The organism is Alkalihalophilus marmarensis DSM 21297 (assembly GCF_000474275.2).
GTDB lineage: Bacteria > Bacillota > Bacilli > Bacillales > Bacillaceae_D > Alkalihalophilus > Alkalihalophilus marmarensis.
Window position 1 is genome coordinate 19,099 of record NZ_ATAE01000033.1, and the last position, 17,942, is coordinate 37,040.

Sequence of the window (17,942 nt, forward strand, 5' to 3'; positions counted from 1 at the left end):
AAGGAGCAAAATATCCAGGCCGCATTAGTGATGGTAAATTCTACAGTTACATCCCTAACTCACTTATTTGCCTGCTCTATTACCCGCCGCTAACTGGAGGGATAAACGCAATCACATCACCATCTTTAAGGATTTCTGTATCTTCTGCATATTCTTCGTTTACAGCAATCATCGATTGATCAACTACATGCGCAATTCCCTCGTGCTGCTCTTTTACCATTTCTTTCACTTCTTCAAGCGTTTTTCCTGAAGCATCGATTTGCATTTCTTTTGTGTTCAGACGCTCCGCTAACTCAGCAAATAATAATAACGTAATCATCATTCGTCTCCTTTAGGTGGTTTACCAGTTGGATAGGCTACTTTTTCAAGCTGATCGCCCATCCATTTTTCTCCGTCTTCCCAATGCTCCTTCTTCCAGATCGGTACAATTTCTTTAATACGTTCAATCGCATAACGGCTCGCTTCATAGGAGTCGTTACGGTGAGGAGTAGAAACCGCAATCACAACAGCTATTTCACTAATTTCAAGCTGTCCAATCCGATGTGTGATGGCTATTCTTGTATCCGGCCACTTCTTCTGAATCTCTTCCCCAATTTGTGCAAGTTTTTTAACAGCCATTGACTCGTATGCTTCATAAGCTAAATAAATGGTACGCTTTCCATGTGTAAGCTCTCGAACCGTGCCGATAAATGTGTTAATCGCACCTGCATGAGGATGTTCTACTTTTTTCACGATTGCTTCTATACTAATTGGATCTCTTGTAATCTCGTATAAATTCTCCATTATTTCTTCTCCCAACGCGTTATAATCCATTCACTAATCCGTGCGGCATCATTCAAATGAAACACCGGCAAGTCCACTCTCTTTATTGGCAAGGCAGTCACAATTGCTTCTACCTGTTTTAATGTATCGACTAGCTTAAGATCACTCTCTTCCTTTACAATGATTAGTTTCGGGTAATCTTCTTGCTTAAACCCTTCCACAAGGACTCCATCAAGATCAAGAGTTTGATACATTGCCAGCAGTTGATCTAGTGATGGCTTTTGTTCTTGGGCCGCCTGCAATTGCAGAGCACCATCTTCATTCATGACGAGACTTGCAGCAGCACCAGCTTGACGATGTTTCCATGAATCTGTGCCATAATCTAGAGATACAAGCTCGGTCGCATGTCCATGGTGCTTGATAGTCCCTATCCTCATACCTCTTTCAGCTAGGTCAGCAATGACTTTCTCGATTAACGTTGTTTTTCCGCTGTTTTTATACCCTACCACTTGAATGATAGAATTTACTCCCACGGCCACTTGCTTCCCTCACCATCCAATAAGAGCACCTCAACATCCATTCCAGTTGTAAATCCTCTTGTCCCGCCCGGCAGCAAGATCAAAGCATTTGCATCACTAAGCGAGGTAACAGAACCTGATTTATCAAGACCGGTAGGAATCACGTGAAGACGCCCCTCTTTAATGCTTACCCTGCTGCGCACAAAACGTGTAAACGGGTTAGGTTTAGGAAAGTCAGCATCCAACACAGCCTTTTCCTTTTGCAGATGAGGCTTGTCATAGCTGAAGCTAGATAGAAGGATCGGACGAACAAAAAGCTCAAAGCCGACATAGCATGCCGACGGGTTGCCCGATAAACCGAATAACAGTTTATCGCCTAGCGCAGCGACCGTTGTCACACTACCTGGCCTCATACCAACCTTATTAAATAATACCTCTGCTCCTAACTTCTCATAAATGGCAGGCAGATAATCATAATCGCCTACAGATACTCCCCCAGTTGTGATTAAAAAATCAACTTGATCGATCGCATTGCTTATTGCTTCATAGCATTGATCAAAATCATCTACCAGCTTCCCAAAATAAACAGGCTCTGCTCCCGCTTTTTTTAGCTGTCCGGCTGTCATGTAGGCATTGCTGTTACGGATCTTTCCAGGTACAAGTTCATCACCCACATCAAGCAGCTCTGTTCCTGTCGCAAAGATTCCTACTTTAGGCTTCTGAAACACTGGTACCTTTACATATCCAAACGTTGCAAGCAGCGCCTTGACCCCGGGTGTGATTTTAGCTCCTTTTGAAACTAATTTAGATCCTTTGGTCGTATCTTCACCTTGCTTTGACACATTGTCCCCTGCTAGAAACGAACGCTTAATTTCTATAAAATCCCGCTCAGCTTCTTTAAATTCTCTTGTTAACTCAAACTGCACCACCGCATCTGCAGTAGCTGGAATTTGAGCGCCTGTCATAATCCGGATTGCTTCTCCCTCTTTTAAGGATTTGAAAGCAACCGACCCTGCCCCTATTTCTTCAATTACTTCTAAAGTGACAGGGTGTTCTCTTGTTGCAGAAACCGTATCTTCTGCACGGATGGCAAATCCATCATATGGAGATTTGTCAAAAGGCGGCACATCATGATCTGCCTTTATTTCTTCCGCTAAATAGTATCCATCACATTCGTCAATGGAGACCATCTCTACTCTTCCTTCTTTTATGTACTTCATCACTCGTGTAACCGCTTCAGAAACTGCGATCGGCTTTCTTCTTTCTACCAAATGAAACACCTCGCTATCTATCTTTCTATCTTTGTATCTTTCTATCTTTCTATCAACAGGACTCTCTTTTTTACACATAAGAAATTCCTTTCATTATACAAAAGAAAATAGTTTTATTAAAGCGGAATAAGCCCGCAAATCATCGTTGCGGCCTCATCTGTATTCTGACTATTAACGATCTTTTAAAATCTCTCTCATTACATGGCCAAGCTCTGGCACAATGATTCGGTTCATTGCAAGCTTGACCGCACCTGGTGATCCTGGCATTGAAAAGATGGCTTTTCCATCTCTGACACCAGCAATCGCGCGGCTTAAAATAGCTGCTGTTCCAATATCTTCGACAAAGCTTAAATAACGGAACACTTCCCCAAACCCAGGCATTTCTTTATCCAAACTGTCACGAACGGCTTCATACGTCGTATCACGCAATGCAATTCCTGTACCCCCATTAATTAAAATGGTATCAATATCAGCACGGCTCGCTGCAATCTTTAACCAATGCTGGATTTGGCTGTATTCGTCACGGACAATCTGGTATTCTGTTACACTATGCCCGCCCTCTTCTAACATTTCACGGATTAACGTTCCGCTTTTATCTGTATCATACGATTTTGTATCTGAAACTGTTAAAATCATACAACGCACTTCAGCTGGCGCTTCTTTTTTATGTTGTTCTACTGACATGTTGATTCCCCCTAAATTGACAAAAAAATAACTTTTCCATTATGATAACACAGATATCCAACAACAAAAGGCAATCCCCTCAAATGACGGGAAAGCAGCTTAAAAAGGAGCGATGAACTAGGATGAGTGAACTGACCCATTTTAATGAACAAGGACGCGCCAAAATGGTTGATATTTCTGATAAACAAGAAACAACAAGAACAGCCATTGCTCATACAAGCATTCAAGTAACAAATGAGATTCATCAAAAGATTGAGGAAGGAAAGATTGGAAAAGGTGATGTTCTCTCTGTTGCCCAAGTGGCTGGTATTATGGCGGCTAAAAACACGTCACAATGGATCCCGATGTGCCACCCACTCTCCCTTACTGGCATCAACATCCACTTTTCATGGGAACAGCAAGAACAAAAATGGGTGCTCAAGATCGAAGCTGAGGTGAAAACAAAAGGGAAAACGGGAGTAGAAATGGAAGCATTAACAGCTGCCAGCGCTACAGCCCTTACCGTTTATGACATGTGTAAAGCAATAGATAAAGGAATGGTGATCGGTCAAACGTACTTAAGCCACAAGAGCGGCGGTAAAAATGGCGATTATCACCGCGCTTAACAGAACGAATGCCCCCAATAAAATGGGGGCATCTTTTTATCCTAATACCTTTAATGATTCTCTGTTAAATGCCGGAAGATCATCTGGCGTTCGGCTTGTGACTAAGTTACCGCCGCAAACGACTACTTCCTCATCATGCAGTTTCGCTCCTGCATTTTTCAAATCTACGTGAATGGACTTGAATCCAGTCACATCTCTGTCTTTCAATACTTCTGCTGTTATGAGTAACTGCGGACCATGACAGATCGCCATAACAGGCTTGCCATCATCTACAAATGATTTAGCAAATTGAACAAAACGGTCATCACCGCGTAAAATATCAGGTGAGAAGCCTCCTGGAATGAAGAGGGCATCGAAGTCACCTGGAGAAACATCGTCAATCCCTTTATCAATTGTTACAGTTTCTTCATCATTTTTGCCTGTTACTTTATTGCCTGATTCTTTTTCAACCGTTACAATCTCATGTCCTGCTTCCTTAAAAGCATGAACTGGATCTGTGTATTCAACATCCTCAAATAAGTCTGTGACAACTACTGCAATCTTCTTACTCAACATAATCACTCCTTCTAGTTTAACTCTAGTGATAGAATACCCTTTGTTGAAGTGATTAAACATAAAGATAAGCAAGAAAAAAACCACCCGAGAACAGGTGGTTTAACGAACGCCAAAAAATTGTTTAATTTTTGCAAAGAGTCCCTTATCCTCTTCTAAAGACATTAACGGAACAGCTTCACCTAAAATTCGTCTAGCAATATTGCGGTATGCAATAGATGCTTTACTTCCAGTATGTAAGGCGATCGGTTCTCCTTTATTGGAGTATTTGATGACATCTTCATCATCTACAACGATTCCAATTAAATCAATTGCTAGAATCGAAGAAATTTCGTCCACATCAAGCATTTCCCCGTTTTTCATCATATGCCCGCGGATTCTATTTACAACGAGCTTAGGAGCTTCAATCTCTTCTTGTTCTAAAAGTCCAATAATACGATCGGCATCACGAACTGCAGAAACCTCAGGAGTCGTAACAACAATTGCTTTGTCTGCTCCGGCTACTGCATTTTTAAATCCTTGTTCAATCCCTGCCGGACAATCAATTAATACATAATCGTATTCTTGTTTTAATTCGTTTACGATTTCTTTCATTTGTTCAGGTTCAACTGAAAGCTTATCTTTTGTTTGAGCTGCTGGAAGCAAATATAAACATTCAAAACGCTTGTCCTTAATTAACGCTTGCTTCAGTTTACAGCGGCCTTCAACGACATCTACTAAATCATAAATGATTCGGTTTTCAAGCCCCATCACCACATCAAGGTTTCTGAGTCCGATATCAGTATCAATAAGACAAACTTTCTTACCATTAAGCGCAAGGGAAGTACCGATGTTGGCAGAGGTTGTTGTTTTTCCAACGCCACCTTTACCACTTGTAATGACTATTGCTTCTCCCATGCTCATGACCCCTTTCTATACCACGCTTCATCCATCAATAATTTGTGAATCATTCTTTTGAAGATTAGGACGCTGACGCATCAAGTCTTGAACTCTCTCAAGCTTAAAACTCTCGGCCTCGCTATCAAGATAAGCACTCGCCATTGCCACTCCTTTGTCACCCTCATCAAACTGGTGAATCTGATCGGCAATCCTGAGTTGCGTGGGACTCATAAGTGCTGCTGCAACAACTGCTTTCGTATCTCCTTCAAAACCTGCATGAGCCACTCCTTTTAGAGCACCCATTATATACACATTTCCTGTCGCCATCACAGTCCCGCTCGGGTTCACATCTCCAATTAACAAAAGGTCGCCTCGGACTTTTAGAACTTGTCCGGAACGAACCATTTTCGTAAGGGTGACGACTTGTGATTCCTGCCTTAACAGCTCAGCTTCCGCTTTCGTTAATACATCTGAATGGATTTCTTCAATAGCCAGGTTTCGGCCTTCCGTTATAATGCTTGATATTTCTTCGGCTTGACCTTCTGTTAAATACCGATGTCCTACTTTCACATTGACCATCACATCAGGTTCATCTGATCCTTGGTAATGCTTTGTTGAAAGCTTTTCTTTCAGTTCCTCTAGTAAACTTTCATAGGAACAGCGGTCATCTAATAAAAAGTTCAGACCATCTTTCGTTCCTTTTATCGTAACATGTTGTTTTTTCTGCGTCATTCAACGTTCACCTCAGACACACACGCATTAAAGCCTGTCTCAAATCTATTTACTACTAAAATATCGGAAGAATCTCGCATCGATTTCTGTCGTTTCCATTCATTCGTTCGACCGTCTACTTCGACCTATTCGTTCAACCAAATTATTCAACAAGTAAGAACATGAGTATAAAGGCTCAAATCGGTGATTGATAGTTTTATTCAACATGTAAGGGGCTAATCCCTCTTTCCTAACTAGAACTCTGTTAATATTTTTTTGTTTTTGTCGATTTAGAGCCTTAACGCTCACGAAGCCTCGAGTTATGCTGAACATGCATGCAAAGTTTCTTCACCGGATAGAGCACCACAATGGCTAAAGCTCCGTTTAAAAGCAGGGTAGGCAAAAGCCGGTCAAACACAAAGGCTTGGCCGCCCATATCTGTAATGCCGATTAAACGAAACAATCCATATTGATAATAATCAAATAATGCCACAGCGACAAGGGCAAGAAGAATTGGCACGAGAATACTATCTTGGATCTGCTTATAAGACAAAGCAAAGACGTAACCAACAACAGCAAACCCAAACACATACACACCTAAAAGTTCGGTATACACTACATCATATATAACCCCAAAGCAGAGCGCATAAACTAAGCTTGTGCTTCTTCCTGTATAGATACCAATAAACACAAGCAGAACAACAAGAAATCTCGGAACCATGATGAGGTCAGAACCGTATCTTTCCGGCATGAAAAATGGATATAAACTTCCTTCAATGACTAGAGCAAGCAATAAAAGTGTGGGAAGATAGGCACGGCTCACTACTGATCCTCCTCTAATATCTCTGGATCAACAGAGGTACTCGTACGCTCGATTACGTAAACATAATTTAATGAATAGTAATCTGCGGTCGGTTTAATGTAGGCATTTTGAGTCAAGCCGTATTCATCCGGCTCTACCTCAACCACTTCACCAATTAATAAACCTTCAGGGTACACTCCCCCAAGTCCAGAGGTTGTAACCATTTGCTCTTCTTCGATCTCGGCCTCAATATCGAGCTTCCGCATAATGAGGAGACCACGATCCTCGTCATAGCCTTCAATAAAGCCATTTAATGCTTGATCACCGACAATTTTCGCTGAGACTCGGTTAGTCCTGTCATTATCAGATAATAATTGCACAAATGAACTAAATTGACTTGTCCGTTTCACTTTACCAATTAAGCCGCCTTGAGAATCAACGAGCGCCATATTCGGTTCAATACCATGCTGGCTTCCGCGGTTGATGGCAATAAAATCATTCCAGCGGTCAGGATTACGGTGAATCACAACAGCTGGTCTCATTAAGTAATCACTTAAACTTTCTTCAAGGTCGATCATTTCGCGCAAGGTTTCATTCTCATCGCGAAGTAAATTACGTTCTACGGAGATTTGGGCGTATTCTTCAAGACGTGATTTGAGAAGTTTATTTTCTTCATACACGCTGCGAATATCAGATACGCTCTCAAAGAAACCCGCGACAGAATGTGCGGGTTTTGAGAACATAGACTGCACCCATCCAACCGTATCTCTCATAAACTGCTCTGGCCGTGTTGTATTCTCACGATCAGAAAGCGAATAACCAATCAGCGCCATCAAAATGATAATGCTGACAAGAAGAATAATTAATTTTTTGTTTGAGAAAAAGGATGGCATGCTAGACACCTACTTACGATTTTCTATCAGAACGAGACGTTATCCCAGCTTTTGAACGGAATAAATGTAGATTTTCAAGCGCTCTGCCTGTTCCGATGGCCACACAATCTAGCGGATTTTCAGCTACGATTACCGGCATGTTTGTTTCATCGCTTAATACGCGGTCAAGATTGCGTAATAAAGCTCCGCCGCCTGTTAATACAATTCCGCGGTCGATAATATCAGCTGCAAGCTCAGGCGGTGATTGCTCAAGCGTATTTTTCACTGATTCTACAATCGTCGTAACTGTATCTTCAAGAGCTTTGGAAATTTCTTCTGCTGTTACAGAGATGGTCTTAGGAAGTCCTGAGACAAGATCACGTCCGCGGATATCCATATCATCTACGCCTTCTGGTGCTCCTGCTGAGCCAATTTCCATCTTTAACGTCTCAGCCGTACGTTCACCAATCATCAAATTGTATCTCTTTTTCACATACTGAATGATTGCATCATCCATCTCATCACCAGCCACACGGATTGATTGGCTCGTAACAATTCCGCCAAGTGAAATAATCGCGACTTCTGTTGTACCGCCGCCAATATCAACAACCATGCTCCCGGTCGGCTCCCATACAGGAAGATCTGCCCCAATCGCTGCTGCAAACGGCTCTTCAAGTGTATAAGCCTCTTTTGCGCCCGCTTGTTTGGTTGCATCTTCTACGGCGCGTTTCTCAACCGCTGTAATCCCTGTTGGCACACAAACCATCACTGAAGGCTTACGAGTGAATACCGAGCGATTCTTAACTGTTTGGCGAATAAAATATTTAATCATTGTAGCTGTTGTATCAAAATCTGCGATAACGCCGTCTTTCATCGGACGCACAGCCACAATATTTCCTGGCGTACGGCCAATCATATTCTTTGCATCATTTCCTACTGCTTCAATTGAACCTGTATCTGTACGTAATGCAACCACTGACGGCTCACGCACTACGATGCCTTTCCCTTTAACATAAACAAGTGTATTAGCTGTTCCTAAATCAATTCCAATATCTTTTGAAAACCCACCAAACATCTATGTATCTCCCTTCAGACTTATCTGAAATCATAACCTTTATTATATCGAACATTTCTCAAAAAAAATAGCCTTAAGTTCCCCGACACAAAATTTCCACCTTTTGTTTCATTTTAAAATAATGTGAAACACGTGAACTTCTACCAAAAGGGCTATCTGCCCTTGATGAGACCCTTAACTACCTAGCATCTTTTTCTAAATAATATGGCCCTGCTCTTTTAAACTAATGAATTTGCGATCACCGATAATGACGTGATCTAATAATTCGACACCTAATACCTTGCCTGCTTCATTCAGCCGCTTAGTCACTTCTATATCTTCAAGGCTTGGTGTGGGGTCGCCTGAAGGATGATTATGCAAACAAATGATTGAGGCGGCAGAGCGTCTTAACGCTTCTTTAAACACTTCTCTGGGATGTACAATACTCGCGTTCAGACTGCCAATAAATAAGGTATGACGATGAATGACACGATTTTTCGTATTCAGATAGAGAGCGATAAAATGCTCTTGCGTTAAAAATCGCATATCTTCCATGACAAAATTAGACACATCCTCAGGAGATCGTATCACATATTTTTCTTCAGTCGGGACTGCGTGGATCCGTTTGCCGAGTTCCATCACTGCTTGGATCTCTACTGCTTTCGCTGTTCCAATTCCATTTATATGACATAATTCTTCGATCGTCGCTGTCCGCAATAAAGTCAGGCCGTCAAACGAATCTAACATTTTGCCGGCAAGCTGCAGAGCAGACTCTTTTTTTGTCCCATTTCGAAGAAGGATCGCAAGAAGCTCTTGATTGGTTAATACATTGGCGCCTTCTTTAAGCATTCTCTCTCTTGGTCTTTGATGGGTAGGAAGATCTCTAATGAGGAGGGTGGGCAGCGTCATGGCTTTCTCCTTTCGGTATAGAAGAGTATGGGGTTGTCAAAGATCAGTTCGTTTATTATCAATATTAGGGTGAATCAATATTAGGGTGAATATTGAAGCGCTTGAGTTCTCTCATCGTTTTCGCTAAAGGCAGACCGACAACTGTATTATAGTCTCCTGAAATCGAATGAACTAAATATGCACCGAATCCTTGGATTCCATACCCTCCTGCTTTATCAAAGGGTTCACCTGTTTCGAGATATTGATCAATATCTTCTTCAGATAATGGATAAAAATGAACAACGGTTTCTTCAAAGAACGTCGTCACTTCTCCCTTTTCACAAATAGCTACACCTGTCAGAACGGAATGATCGCGGTCAGATAAGGAAGTGAGCATCGCTTTTGCTTCCGCGGCATCACTAGGCTTACCTAAAATCTGATCATTACATACTACAACCGTATCCGAACCTAACACAACCGCATCAGGATGATTCTGTGCCACAGCTTCAGCTTTTTTACGTGCGAGTTCACAAACAACTTCACTTGGGGTTAACTGGGGATTTACGGTTTCATCTACATCACTTGTTTGAATGGAAAATGTATAACGAGCCTGCTTAAGAAGCTCTTTGCGCCTTGGGGAACCGGAGGCTAAAATAAAGGGTTTCATGAAGGGTCACCTCAACAATGTTTTTCTTCATTGTACAAGGTTATGTACAGAATACCAAATAATCCTAATAACCACAATCGTATTCAGAACATTCAAACGAAAAAGCCTAAAAAAGAAAAGAGAGTCTTCTTTTTTAGGCTGAATGATCTTAATAAAATTCTACGACCTGCTCGTATGCCAGTAATACACGCAGTAACGACTGCTGAGCCTTCCATAATTCTTTTTGGTCGTTTGAATTCATAAAACCAGCGAGATGTCCTAGTGATGAATCAAGCTCGGTACCAAGCAGCAATGTCGAAGCTTGCGCCGCCTCAGGAATTTCTGCAAGAGCCTCTTCTCTTCCTTCATGAAGAACCGTCAGCTCCTTTGTAACAGCTTGAATGTCCGCATCTGAAATACCAGAACCTTTTGCTAAGCTGTTTGTCGTGAGGGTCAGCATGCTGTTAAAGATAGATAAGGCATCGGTGTACCATGCCGCAGCATTCTCACTAGCAGCAGCTAACCCTTCTCCGCTGACTTGATAAGATTTTAAATACGTTTCTTTACCTTCGTTCTCTAGAATGGCAGCAAGCGACGTCGTATCTCCTCTGTCAGCCCCTAGTCCGACAAACAAATAAAGAGGATCCGTCGTATCTGTTAACACAGCAGCTAGTCCACTGTTTTGAAACACCGACACCATTTCTTGCCCCTTTTCAACTGTGGAGAAGGCGCCTCCTTGAATCACTTCTACACTTAAAGTGGGCAAACCGCCGTCTATCGCTTGGAAAGTAGGTGCCGCCTCAGAACTCGCTTGTTGGACCGGCTCACTTACCGCTGCATTCTCCCCGCCGCCTGTGAAGACATTTAACACAACGACTCCGAAACTAATCCCGACAATAATGGCAGATAAAATAATGGCAATAGGTATGAGTGAAAATGATTTCAGCGAAGAAAAATTAGGCAGCGAGGGAAGCGAAAACGTAAACGAACGCTGTGATTTCTTTTTTCGGTTGACCGGAAGCTTCGGTCCGCTTTCACGGTTTCCATCATCCCAAAAAGGACCTTTCCCCTTTTCTCGCTCTGTATGCCGCTCGGTAAAATCGATCACATTATCAGGCTTGGGTATAGGTGCATCCTCTAGCTCTTCATCGTACCGTTCATACCGTTCATCCCTAGCCGCCGTAATTTCTTCTTTTGCTTCATTAAACACTCGGTCTTGGCTTTTGTATTCTTGTTCTTCTTCATGCAGATCGTATTCATGTTCTTTGTATTCTTGTTCTTTGTATTCTTGTTCTTTGTATTCTTGTTCTTTGTTGTTCAAGCGAATTGATATGGTGCGCTTGTCCCTCTCCATACAGCACCTGCTCCTTTCAACATGTTCTTACTCCTAGTCTATTAACGGAGGTGAAATGATAGAACGAGAGAATAAAAAAACTAGAATAAACTAATTAAAAAAAAGAGACGAAGAAATGGATGTCTTCGTCTACTGATTGTATAATGGCGAACTCTTATTAGCCGGTCTTGGATAATCAACTTGCGGAAGTTCTTGTTCTAAATCAGGCTCATCTAATGGATAATAAAAAGCCGATACCGTCATCAAAAATTCAAGCGCTTCCTGCTCATCTTCGACTAACACTCGTTCATTCGGTGCCGCGTACGTAATCGAATCAATACTCATTAATCGATCATTACGATCTAGTTCTTCAGCAAATCGTGCCAGCCCTGCATATTCATTTGTACGGACACGAAGCACAAAACGAATCACTTCTAGCCCTTCTACTGATGAGGCAGCTTCAGGAGGGGCTGAAGGTACAGGTTCTTCCTCTTCTTCAACCTCAATAAAGTCCTCTAACTCTTCGGGCTCATTATCTTGCTCTAGATCCTGCTCAACCTCGATAGATGTCTCTCCTGTCTCGCCAAACCAGACACCTTCTGCTTCATCTTGGATATCGATAGAGAGGATGTAAGCATCAGCCATTCCTTCTGCTCTCGCAAAGGTCAATAGCAGCTGGTCAACAAGCGGACGCACCGGAAGCTTACGCTGGATCATCATCGAGGATTCAATCACTTCTAACGGTTCCTCTTCCGCCTCTTCAATCACGCCAGCTAACTGCGCCTGTTCATATTCAAGCTCCACTAGGGCCGCTTCTTTTTCTAGCTGGATTGGACGGATAAAACTAAAAAACAGCCAGATAAGAAAGCCGATTAACAGCAAACTGCAAAGAGAAATCCATATTCTTTTATCAAGCCGTATTTCTCTCATTGTTCATCACCTAAAGATCGACCTTCTTCTCGGTCTAAAGTTAATTCAAAGCTGGCAAGGTAACGTGATTTCACTTCATCAAAGTTTATATCATGCTGCTCATCATCGAGCATTTCATGGCTGTCAATGACAGAGAGTCGTACTGAAGTTGTAAGTGAACTGCTCTCTAAAGCTTCATGGTACTGGGCAATTTCTTCTAATCTATCAAAATGCACATCCACTAGAATGGAATGCGGCTGTGTGTAAGTGAAATATTGAATGAAACCGCGCTCAGGCAATAGAGATACGATGTAGCTCGTGACAGAGGATGCGGGGATGATCTGCCCCTCAACAGCGGCAGCTGCCGTCTCAATCTGCTTAGCATCTGTCCATTCAAGCCCTGTCAGCTCCTGCCTTATTTGAGCAGACTCCAGCTGAACGTTGTAGACTTGGTCATTTACCACCTGCACCTCTTGTGTCAGATGACGCTGGAATAAGAACGTCGTTAACACCGCTAAAAGCAATAGAAATAAAAAGGCCCCTGCATATAAAATACTCGTATAATTTTTTTTAGGCTTTTCGGGTAATAAATTTACTTCAACGAGCATTAACGATACACCTCTTTTTTCAACACAAGGCCTTGGGCATCATAGTACCTTACCGGCGCATCATTTTTCGTTTGCTCAGACAAGCCAGCAATTTCAAGCATGAGCCGTTCACTAAACGCTGCCTCAAATTGAGAGAGATAAGGATGATCGCCACAAAGCAGCATTTGGCTCATTTCTCCCTCGCCTTTTAAAACATTGAACTGATAGAAATTCATCACTTTTTCCACTTCACGGACACATTCTTCAATGGCTTCTTCCATTTCTTCCGCTTCATTTGTCCATGCTAGACGGGTCACGTCCCCTTCACCTGTTAAAGACCAGCCTTCCTGGTCAAGTTCTGAGAGAATCGTGCTTAAAAATAATGGATGATGATCTTTAAAAATAGTAATCGTTGTGACCATTGCGTCAATCTGCACTTGAATCACATAGGCACCCGTCTCAACTTGTCCATTTTCAAAAAACAACCGGTAGGCTGAAAGCGTTGATAGATCAGCTGCATTCGGCTTCAGGTGGACTTCAGAAAAGGCATCTATGTATTGATTAAGAACGGATTCTCTTGAAGCAAAGAGCAGCACTTCCTTCTGACCGTCACGCATTCCAATTACTTTAAAGTCAAAAATCGGATCATCAAACGGCAGCAAAAGGCTCTCTCCTAAATCTAAATAAAGCTGCCCCTTCACTTCTTCATCGGGAATCGTTCCATCAATAAAATGAGTGCGAATAATTGTATGCTGCTGCGGCAGACAAAATTGAATCCGTTGTCTTTTCAGCTTCCACTCTTCCACGCACTCTGTCAAAATCGTCACAAAGGTCGTCATGTCTTCAATCTGGCCGTTAACGACAATCCCAACAGGTAAATAACGCTCTTTTATTTGAGTGATGTGCAGGAGATCAGGCTGCTTGCTTCCTATATAGCGAATAACATGATCTTTAATAATAAAGGCATGCCGCTTTTGATTTGGTTGTTGAAAAAGGTTCATCTGCTATTCACCATTTCTCTATAAAAATATCTTCTTATACGTAGTTTACTATAAGAATAGACCTATGTACCATTGGACTAGAGAATTTCCATAAAAATAAGCCGTTAGAGCTCCGAGTACGATAAAAGGACCGAATGGAATCGGCTTTTTGCGTTTTACTTTTCCAGCCGCCATCCCAATTCCAGCAATCACTGTTCCGTATAAGCATGAAAAGAAAAAGGCAAGCAGCACGTCCTGCCAGCCAAGAACAAGTCCAAGCACGGCAAACAGCTTAATATCTCCACCACCCATTCCTCCTCGACTGATCACCGCAATAAGGAGAAGCAACCCAAATCCAACAGCCGATCCCACAAGACTAGACCACCACGGATCAAGCGGTGCTACCGTCAAACGTAAAAGCAGAAAGAACGGCGTAAAAAATAATAAGATCTTATTTGGAATTAACATGTAGCGAATATCGCTGACAAAAATAATAGCAAGAAGCGAAACAAGTAAAAGAGCCACAATTAATTCATACGACCAGCCAAGCAGCACGTACGCCCCGCTGAACGCCAAGCCAGTTGCGAGTTCTACAAACGGATAAAGCGGAGAAATTTTTGTTCCGCAGCCGCGGCACTTTCCCTTTTGAAAAAGATAAGAAAGAACAGGGATCAGCTCACGCGTCGATAAATCCCGGTCACAGGTCGTACAATGCGAACGCGGGGCGACAATTGATTCCCCCGCTGGCACACGCAGCCCGACGACATTAAAAAAGGACCCAAACGTCAGGCCGAATACAAATAAATAACCAATAAACAACCAATCAACCATCAAGGCCTCCTAAGGTGTAAGGATTTTCAGAATTTGTGTAGTGAAAAAGCCTATCTGGGGGATAGGCTTTTTTGCTGCTTATTCAGAACAAATATCATCTCTTGAATTACTACTGAGGAACTGAGCATTTACCGCGCCGTCTGTCCCCTGTCCAATATCACATTTTCCACCTGAATAAGTCATTTCAATTAAAGGACTTCCACCTTCGAATTCTACTGTATAGGTTACTTCTCCATCTCCCCAAGGGTTAACTAAACCCTCATGGTATTCTGCAATTAGATTATCAGCATCCTCATCGGTGTTACTATAATCTATTGTTGTTTCATCATCAATCTCTCCTCCACCTGCAGCATACAACCTCGCAGCGTTTAATACCTGTTGGGCATTTGATATTGCTGAGTCCTTCTTACTATTCTCAATAATATTCCCAATACTCGGCACTGCTATCGCAGCAATAATACCTAAAATCACAACAACTGCCAACAGCTCAACCAGCGTTAAGCCTTTTTCATTTTTCGTCTGTTTTAACCATTTTTTCATCATCATCGTGTCCTCCATTTTTCAATTTTCATCTGTTCACGCGTCTTTAGTAACTCTCTGCATATAAAAAACCAATCCTGCATGTAGTCATGACAAAATTGGCCGGTTGCACTAGCTGCTCCAAACTACCCAAGTGCCCATGTACAGATAGCTTTTCATCACGTTCCATATGAAATTCATATACTTTTATAAGTATAAATGTCTAGTAGATTGGTTCTACAGAAATCATACTGGCAAATCCTTCATTTGTCTAGCAAAATTTTCTATCCCACCGCATCAAATATTTCAAACATCGGAATGGCAATCGCTGCGACAATCACACCGACCACAGCTGCCAAAATGACAATCATAACTGGCTCTATTAAAGCTTTAATTTGGTCTGTTCCCGCTTCTACTTCTGATTCATAGAAATCTGCTACTTTATCAAGCATCGTATCTAGTGACCCTGTTTTTTCACCGACTGCAATCATTTGCGTCACTAAAGGAGGGAATACCCAATGCTTATGCATCGGCTCAGCAATCGATTCCCCTCGTTCTAATGAATTACGAGATTCACGGATCACTCGGGCAATCACTTCGTTTCCTGCTATCCTCTCTACAATTGAGACAGACTGTAAGATCGGCACAGAGCTTGAAAACAGCGAGCTTAAGGTTCTCGTCATTCGCGCGAGCGCTGCTTTTTGCAGCAGCTTTCCGAATATCGGCATACGCAGAATAAACAGGTCACGGTAATACCTAAGTTCCGCTCGATCGTTCACGATTTTTAACAGCACGATAAATAAAATCGCTGCAAGCGGCAAAATCCACCATAACATGCTGAACATCTCGCCTGCCTGCAGCACAAGCACTGTAATCATCGGCAGCTCGGCATTAAAGCTTGCGAACATATCAGCAAATGTTGGCACGACATAGGATAAGAGAAAAATCACAATGATGATCGCCACAAAACCAACCACAATCGGGTACGACATCGCAGACATCACTTTTTGCTTAGTTTTATGCTGTTTCTCATAATAGCTCGCAAGCCGCTCTAGGATATCATCTAAATTCCCGCCAAGCTCCCCTGCTTTGGCCATATTAACAAATAGCGGAGGGAATACTTTTTTTTGATTTTCAGCCGCTTGTGAAAACGGATTTCCTGCACGCAGCTCATCCTCTACATCATGCAAGGCTGCTTTGAGTTTTTTAGAAGACGTCTGCTCACGTAAGATCACAGTCGCATCAACCACTGAGATCCCCGCTTTTAAAAGTGTTGCAAACTGCCTTAAATAAATCACAAAATCTTGTGAGCGCACTCCGCCCGCGCCTAGCTCGATTTCCATATCGAGAATACTTTTGGATTCACTCAGCTCTCTCACGGCTACTCCGTCTTCTCTTAGCATGAGACGGGCCTGCTTTTCAGAGGGGGCTTTCACTTTTCCGTTTTTCACTTGTCCGCGCCGGTCACGTCCTGAATATTTATAAACGCCCATTTACATCCCACTTTCACTTACGTACGCGCTCACTGTTTCAAAGTCGACCGCACCTGAGTCAACTAATTCTTTAATCGACATCTCAAGAGTATGCATTCCGCTTGCCCGGCTTGTCTGCATCACACTTGGAATCTGGTGAATTTTCTCGTTGCGGATCAGGTTTTTCACAGCTGCATTATTAACGAGAATTTCCGTTGCCGCTCGTCTTCCTTTTCCATCTGCTGTTTTAAATAACCGCTGAGAGATGACGGCTCCTAAGACAGAAGCTAGCTGAATTCTAACTTGCGGCTGCTGCTCTGGCGGGAACACATCGATCACACGGTCAATCGTTGCCGGGGCATCCGTGGTATGCAATGTCCCTAATACAAGATGCCCTGTTTCTGCTGCCGTGATTGCAATCGAAATTGTCTCTAAATCACGCATTTCTCCTACTAAAATAATGTCAGGGTCCTGCCTTAAGCAGCCTCTTAGCCCGTTTGCGAAATTTTGGGTATCAAATCCCACTTCACGCTGGTTAATAATTGAGCGCTTATGCTTATGTAAATACTCAATTGGATCTTCAAGCGTAATAATATGTTTATTTGATTGTTCATTGATCTCATTAATCATTGCAGCAAGAGTAGTCGATTTCCCGCTTCCTGTTGGACCTGTTACAAGCACTAGCCCTTGAGGTTTTTGGGCAATCTCTTTTAAAACGTCAGGCATCGAAAGGTCATCTAGGGTAGGGATTTTCGTCGGCACAACTCGGATTGCAAGACATACACACGAGCGCTGGAAGTAGGCATTGATACGAAAACGCGACACTTTAGGAATGCCGTGTGAGAAGTCAAGCTCTCCCCGCTTTTGAAACACCTTCCATAGATGCTCCGACAAAATCGCACGCGCCATCCCCTCGGTGTCAGCCGGCTTTAGCACCGCTTCACCGTGATGAGCAAGTTCCCCGTTTATACGGATCACAGGAGGCACCCCAACCGTTAGATGAATATCAGATGCCCCCATTTCAAACGCTTCAATTAGTAAAGATTCCAGCTTCTCTTTCATCTTAT

General features: G+C 42.6%; 22 protein-coding genes and 1 riboswitch. Of the genes, 1 reads left to right on the forward strand and 21 read right to left on the reverse strand.

The window, feature by feature from the left end:
* Window positions 1-79: 79 nt before the first annotated feature.
* The 5 genes from moaD to A33I_RS12105 all read right to left on the reverse strand — a co-directional run bounded on the left by moaD (window position 80) and on the right by A33I_RS12105 (window position 3,235).
* Window positions 80-319: a molybdopterin converting factor subunit 1 gene (gene moaD / locus A33I_RS12085; protein ID WP_022628672.1), complete on the reverse strand. Its 240-nt coding sequence runs from the start codon at window positions 317-319 to the stop codon at window positions 80-82.
* Window positions 319-783 carry a molybdenum cofactor biosynthesis protein MoaE gene (locus tag A33I_RS12090; RefSeq protein WP_022628673.1) on the reverse strand — a complete coding sequence of 155 codons (465 nt, stop codon included), beginning with the start codon at window positions 781-783 and terminating at the stop codon, window positions 319-321. Before A33I_RS12090 ends, moaD begins: the two co-directional genes overlap by 1 nt.
* Window positions 783-1,295, reverse strand: a complete 513-nt coding sequence (gene mobB / locus A33I_RS12095; protein ID WP_022628674.1) for a molybdopterin-guanine dinucleotide biosynthesis protein B — start codon at window positions 1,293-1,295, stop codon at window positions 783-785. The genes A33I_RS12090 and mobB overlap by 1 nt, the downstream gene beginning before the upstream one ends.
* Entirely contained in the window at window positions 1,286-2,551 is a 1,266-nt protein-coding gene (locus tag A33I_RS12100; protein WP_031311611.1) for a molybdopterin molybdotransferase MoeA, read from the reverse strand. The genes mobB and A33I_RS12100 overlap by 10 nt, the downstream gene beginning before the upstream one ends.
* Before the next feature lie 171 nt (window positions 2,552-2,722).
* Entirely contained in the window at window positions 2,723-3,235 is a 513-nt protein-coding gene (locus tag A33I_RS12105) for a MogA/MoaB family molybdenum cofactor biosynthesis protein (RefSeq protein WP_022628676.1), read from the reverse strand.
* A 122-nt stretch (window positions 3,236-3,357) separates the two neighbouring features.
* On the opposite strand from A33I_RS12105, the gene moaC reads away from it, so the two are divergent.
* The gene (gene moaC, locus A33I_RS12110) at window positions 3,358-3,840 is read left to right on the forward strand and encodes a cyclic pyranopterin monophosphate synthase MoaC (protein ID WP_022628677.1); all 483 of its coding nucleotides are present in this window, start codon (window positions 3,358-3,360) and stop codon (window positions 3,838-3,840) included.
* 36 nt (window positions 3,841-3,876) lie between these two features.
* On the opposite strand, the gene A33I_RS12115 is transcribed toward moaC, so the two are convergent.
* The 16 genes from A33I_RS12115 to A33I_RS12190 form a co-directional block, all read right to left on the reverse strand.
* Window positions 3,877-4,392 (reverse strand): type 1 glutamine amidotransferase domain-containing protein, encoded by a 516-nt coding sequence (locus A33I_RS12115; protein ID WP_022628678.1) that lies wholly within the window; start codon window positions 4,390-4,392, stop codon window positions 3,877-3,879.
* A 102-nt stretch (window positions 4,393-4,494) separates the two neighbouring features.
* On the reverse strand, window positions 4,495-5,289 hold the full coding sequence (gene minD / locus A33I_RS12120) for a septum site-determining protein MinD (protein WP_022628679.1): 795 nt from the start codon (window positions 5,287-5,289) through the stop codon (window positions 4,495-4,497).
* 27 nt (window positions 5,290-5,316) lie between these two features.
* A complete protein-coding gene (gene minC / locus A33I_RS12125) occupies window positions 5,317-6,003 on the reverse strand; it encodes a septum site-determining protein MinC (RefSeq protein ID WP_022628680.1) in 687 nt (228 codons plus the stop codon).
* Between the two features lie 277 nt (window positions 6,004-6,280).
* Window positions 6,281-6,805, reverse strand: a complete 525-nt coding sequence (mreD, locus tag A33I_RS12130) for a rod shape-determining protein MreD (protein WP_022628681.1) — start codon at window positions 6,803-6,805, stop codon at window positions 6,281-6,283.
* Entirely contained in the window at window positions 6,805-7,677 is an 873-nt protein-coding gene (mreC, locus tag A33I_RS12135; protein ID WP_012959907.1) for a rod shape-determining protein MreC, read from the reverse strand. Before mreC ends, mreD begins: the two co-directional genes overlap by 1 nt.
* A gap of 13 nt (window positions 7,678-7,690) precedes the next feature.
* On the reverse strand, window positions 7,691-8,731 hold the full coding sequence (locus tag A33I_RS12140; RefSeq protein ID WP_022628682.1) for a rod shape-determining protein: 1,041 nt from the start codon (window positions 8,729-8,731) through the stop codon (window positions 7,691-7,693).
* 195 nt (window positions 8,732-8,926) lie between these two features.
* Window positions 8,927-9,619, reverse strand: a complete 693-nt coding sequence (gene radC / locus A33I_RS12145; RefSeq protein ID WP_022628683.1) for a RadC family protein — start codon at window positions 9,617-9,619, stop codon at window positions 8,927-8,929.
* Window positions 9,620-9,683: 64 nt separating this feature from the next.
* Window positions 9,684-10,265: a Maf family protein gene (locus A33I_RS12150; RefSeq protein WP_022628684.1), complete on the reverse strand. Its 582-nt coding sequence runs from the start codon at window positions 10,263-10,265 to the stop codon at window positions 9,684-9,686.
* A gap of 148 nt (window positions 10,266-10,413) precedes the next feature.
* A complete protein-coding gene (locus tag A33I_RS12155; RefSeq protein ID WP_022628685.1) occupies window positions 10,414-11,598 on the reverse strand; it encodes a hypothetical protein in 1,185 nt (394 codons plus the stop codon).
* A 129-nt stretch (window positions 11,599-11,727) separates the two neighbouring features.
* Window positions 11,728-12,507 carry a hypothetical protein gene (locus A33I_RS12160; protein WP_022628686.1) on the reverse strand — a complete coding sequence of 260 codons (780 nt, stop codon included), beginning with the start codon at window positions 12,505-12,507 and terminating at the stop codon, window positions 11,728-11,730.
* The gene (locus A33I_RS12165) at window positions 12,504-13,094 is read right to left on the reverse strand and encodes a hypothetical protein (protein ID WP_022628687.1); all 591 of its coding nucleotides are present in this window, start codon (window positions 13,092-13,094) and stop codon (window positions 12,504-12,506) included. Before A33I_RS12165 ends, A33I_RS12160 begins: the two co-directional genes overlap by 4 nt.
* Window positions 13,094-14,074, reverse strand: a complete 981-nt coding sequence (gene pilM, locus A33I_RS12170) for a type IV pilus biogenesis protein PilM (protein ID WP_022628688.1) — start codon at window positions 14,072-14,074, stop codon at window positions 13,094-13,096. The genes A33I_RS12165 and pilM overlap by 1 nt, the downstream gene beginning before the upstream one ends.
* A 48-nt stretch (window positions 14,075-14,122) precedes the next feature.
* Window positions 14,123-14,884, reverse strand: coding sequence for a prepilin peptidase (locus A33I_RS12175; protein ID WP_022628689.1), 762 nt, complete (start codon window positions 14,882-14,884; stop codon window positions 14,123-14,125).
* 78 nt (window positions 14,885-14,962) lie between these two features.
* On the reverse strand, window positions 14,963-15,427 hold the full coding sequence (locus A33I_RS12180; RefSeq protein WP_022628690.1) for a type II secretion system protein: 465 nt from the start codon (window positions 15,425-15,427) through the stop codon (window positions 14,963-14,965).
* Between the two features lie 88 nt (window positions 15,428-15,515).
* A riboswitch (cyclic di-GMP riboswitch) is annotated at window positions 15,516-15,599 on the reverse strand.
* Between the two features lie 88 nt (window positions 15,600-15,687).
* Window positions 15,688-16,896 carry a type II secretion system F family protein gene (locus A33I_RS12185; RefSeq protein ID WP_022628691.1) on the reverse strand — a complete coding sequence of 403 codons (1,209 nt, stop codon included), beginning with the start codon at window positions 16,894-16,896 and terminating at the stop codon, window positions 15,688-15,690.
* Window positions 16,897-17,937, reverse strand: coding sequence for a type IV pilus twitching motility protein PilT (locus A33I_RS12190; RefSeq protein ID WP_022628692.1), 1,041 nt, complete (start codon window positions 17,935-17,937; stop codon window positions 16,897-16,899).
* Window positions 17,938-17,942 lie beyond the last annotated feature (5 nt).

Bases quoted from the DNA above. Each gene is read 5' to 3' on its own strand.
- moaD (WP_022628672.1), bottom strand. From the start codon at position 319: ATGATTACGTTATTATTATTTGCTGAGTTAGCGGAGCGTCTGAACACA.
- A33I_RS12090 (WP_022628673.1), bottom strand. From the start codon at position 783: ATGGAGAATTTATACGAGATTACAAGAGATCCAATTAGTATAGAAGCA.
- A33I_RS12105 (WP_022628676.1), bottom strand. From the start codon at position 3,235: ATGTCAGTAGAACAACATAAAAAAGAAGCGCCAGCTGAAGTGCGTTGT.
- moaC (WP_022628677.1), top strand. From the start codon at position 3,358: ATGAGTGAACTGACCCATTTTAATGAACAAGGACGCGCCAAAATGGTT.
- minD (WP_022628679.1), bottom strand. From the start codon at position 5,289: ATGGGAGAAGCAATAGTCATTACAAGTGGTAAAGGTGGCGTTGGAAAA.
- minC (WP_022628680.1), bottom strand. From the start codon at position 6,003: ATGACGCAGAAAAAACAACATGTTACGATAAAAGGAACGAAAGATGGT.
- mreC (WP_012959907.1), bottom strand. From the start codon at position 7,677: ATGCCATCCTTTTTCTCAAACAAAAAATTAATTATTCTTCTTGTCAGC.
- A33I_RS12140 (WP_022628682.1), bottom strand. From the start codon at position 8,731: ATGTTTGGTGGGTTTTCAAAAGATATTGGAATTGATTTAGGAACAGCT.
- radC (WP_022628683.1), bottom strand. From the start codon at position 9,619: ATGACGCTGCCCACCCTCCTCATTAGAGATCTTCCTACCCATCAAAGA.
- A33I_RS12150 (WP_022628684.1), bottom strand. From the start codon at position 10,265: ATGAAACCCTTTATTTTAGCCTCCGGTTCCCCAAGGCGCAAAGAGCTT.
- A33I_RS12155 (WP_022628685.1), bottom strand. From the start codon at position 11,598: ATGGAGAGGGACAAGCGCACCATATCAATTCGCTTGAACAACAAAGAA.
- A33I_RS12160 (WP_022628686.1), bottom strand. From the start codon at position 12,507: ATGAGAGAAATACGGCTTGATAAAAGAATATGGATTTCTCTTTGCAGT.
- A33I_RS12165 (WP_022628687.1), bottom strand. From the start codon at position 13,094: ATGCTCGTTGAAGTAAATTTATTACCCGAAAAGCCTAAAAAAAATTAT.
- pilM (WP_022628688.1), bottom strand. From the start codon at position 14,074: ATGAACCTTTTTCAACAACCAAATCAAAAGCGGCATGCCTTTATTATT.
- A33I_RS12175 (WP_022628689.1), bottom strand. From the start codon at position 14,884: ATGGTTGATTGGTTGTTTATTGGTTATTTATTTGTATTCGGCCTGACG.
- A33I_RS12180 (WP_022628690.1), bottom strand. From the start codon at position 15,427: ATGATGAAAAAATGGTTAAAACAGACGAAAAATGAAAAAGGCTTAACG.
- A33I_RS12185 (WP_022628691.1), bottom strand. From the start codon at position 16,896: ATGGGCGTTTATAAATATTCAGGACGTGACCGGCGCGGACAAGTGAAA.
- A33I_RS12190 (WP_022628692.1), bottom strand. From the start codon at position 17,937: ATGAAAGAGAAGCTGGAATCTTTACTAATTGAAGCGTTTGAAATGGGG.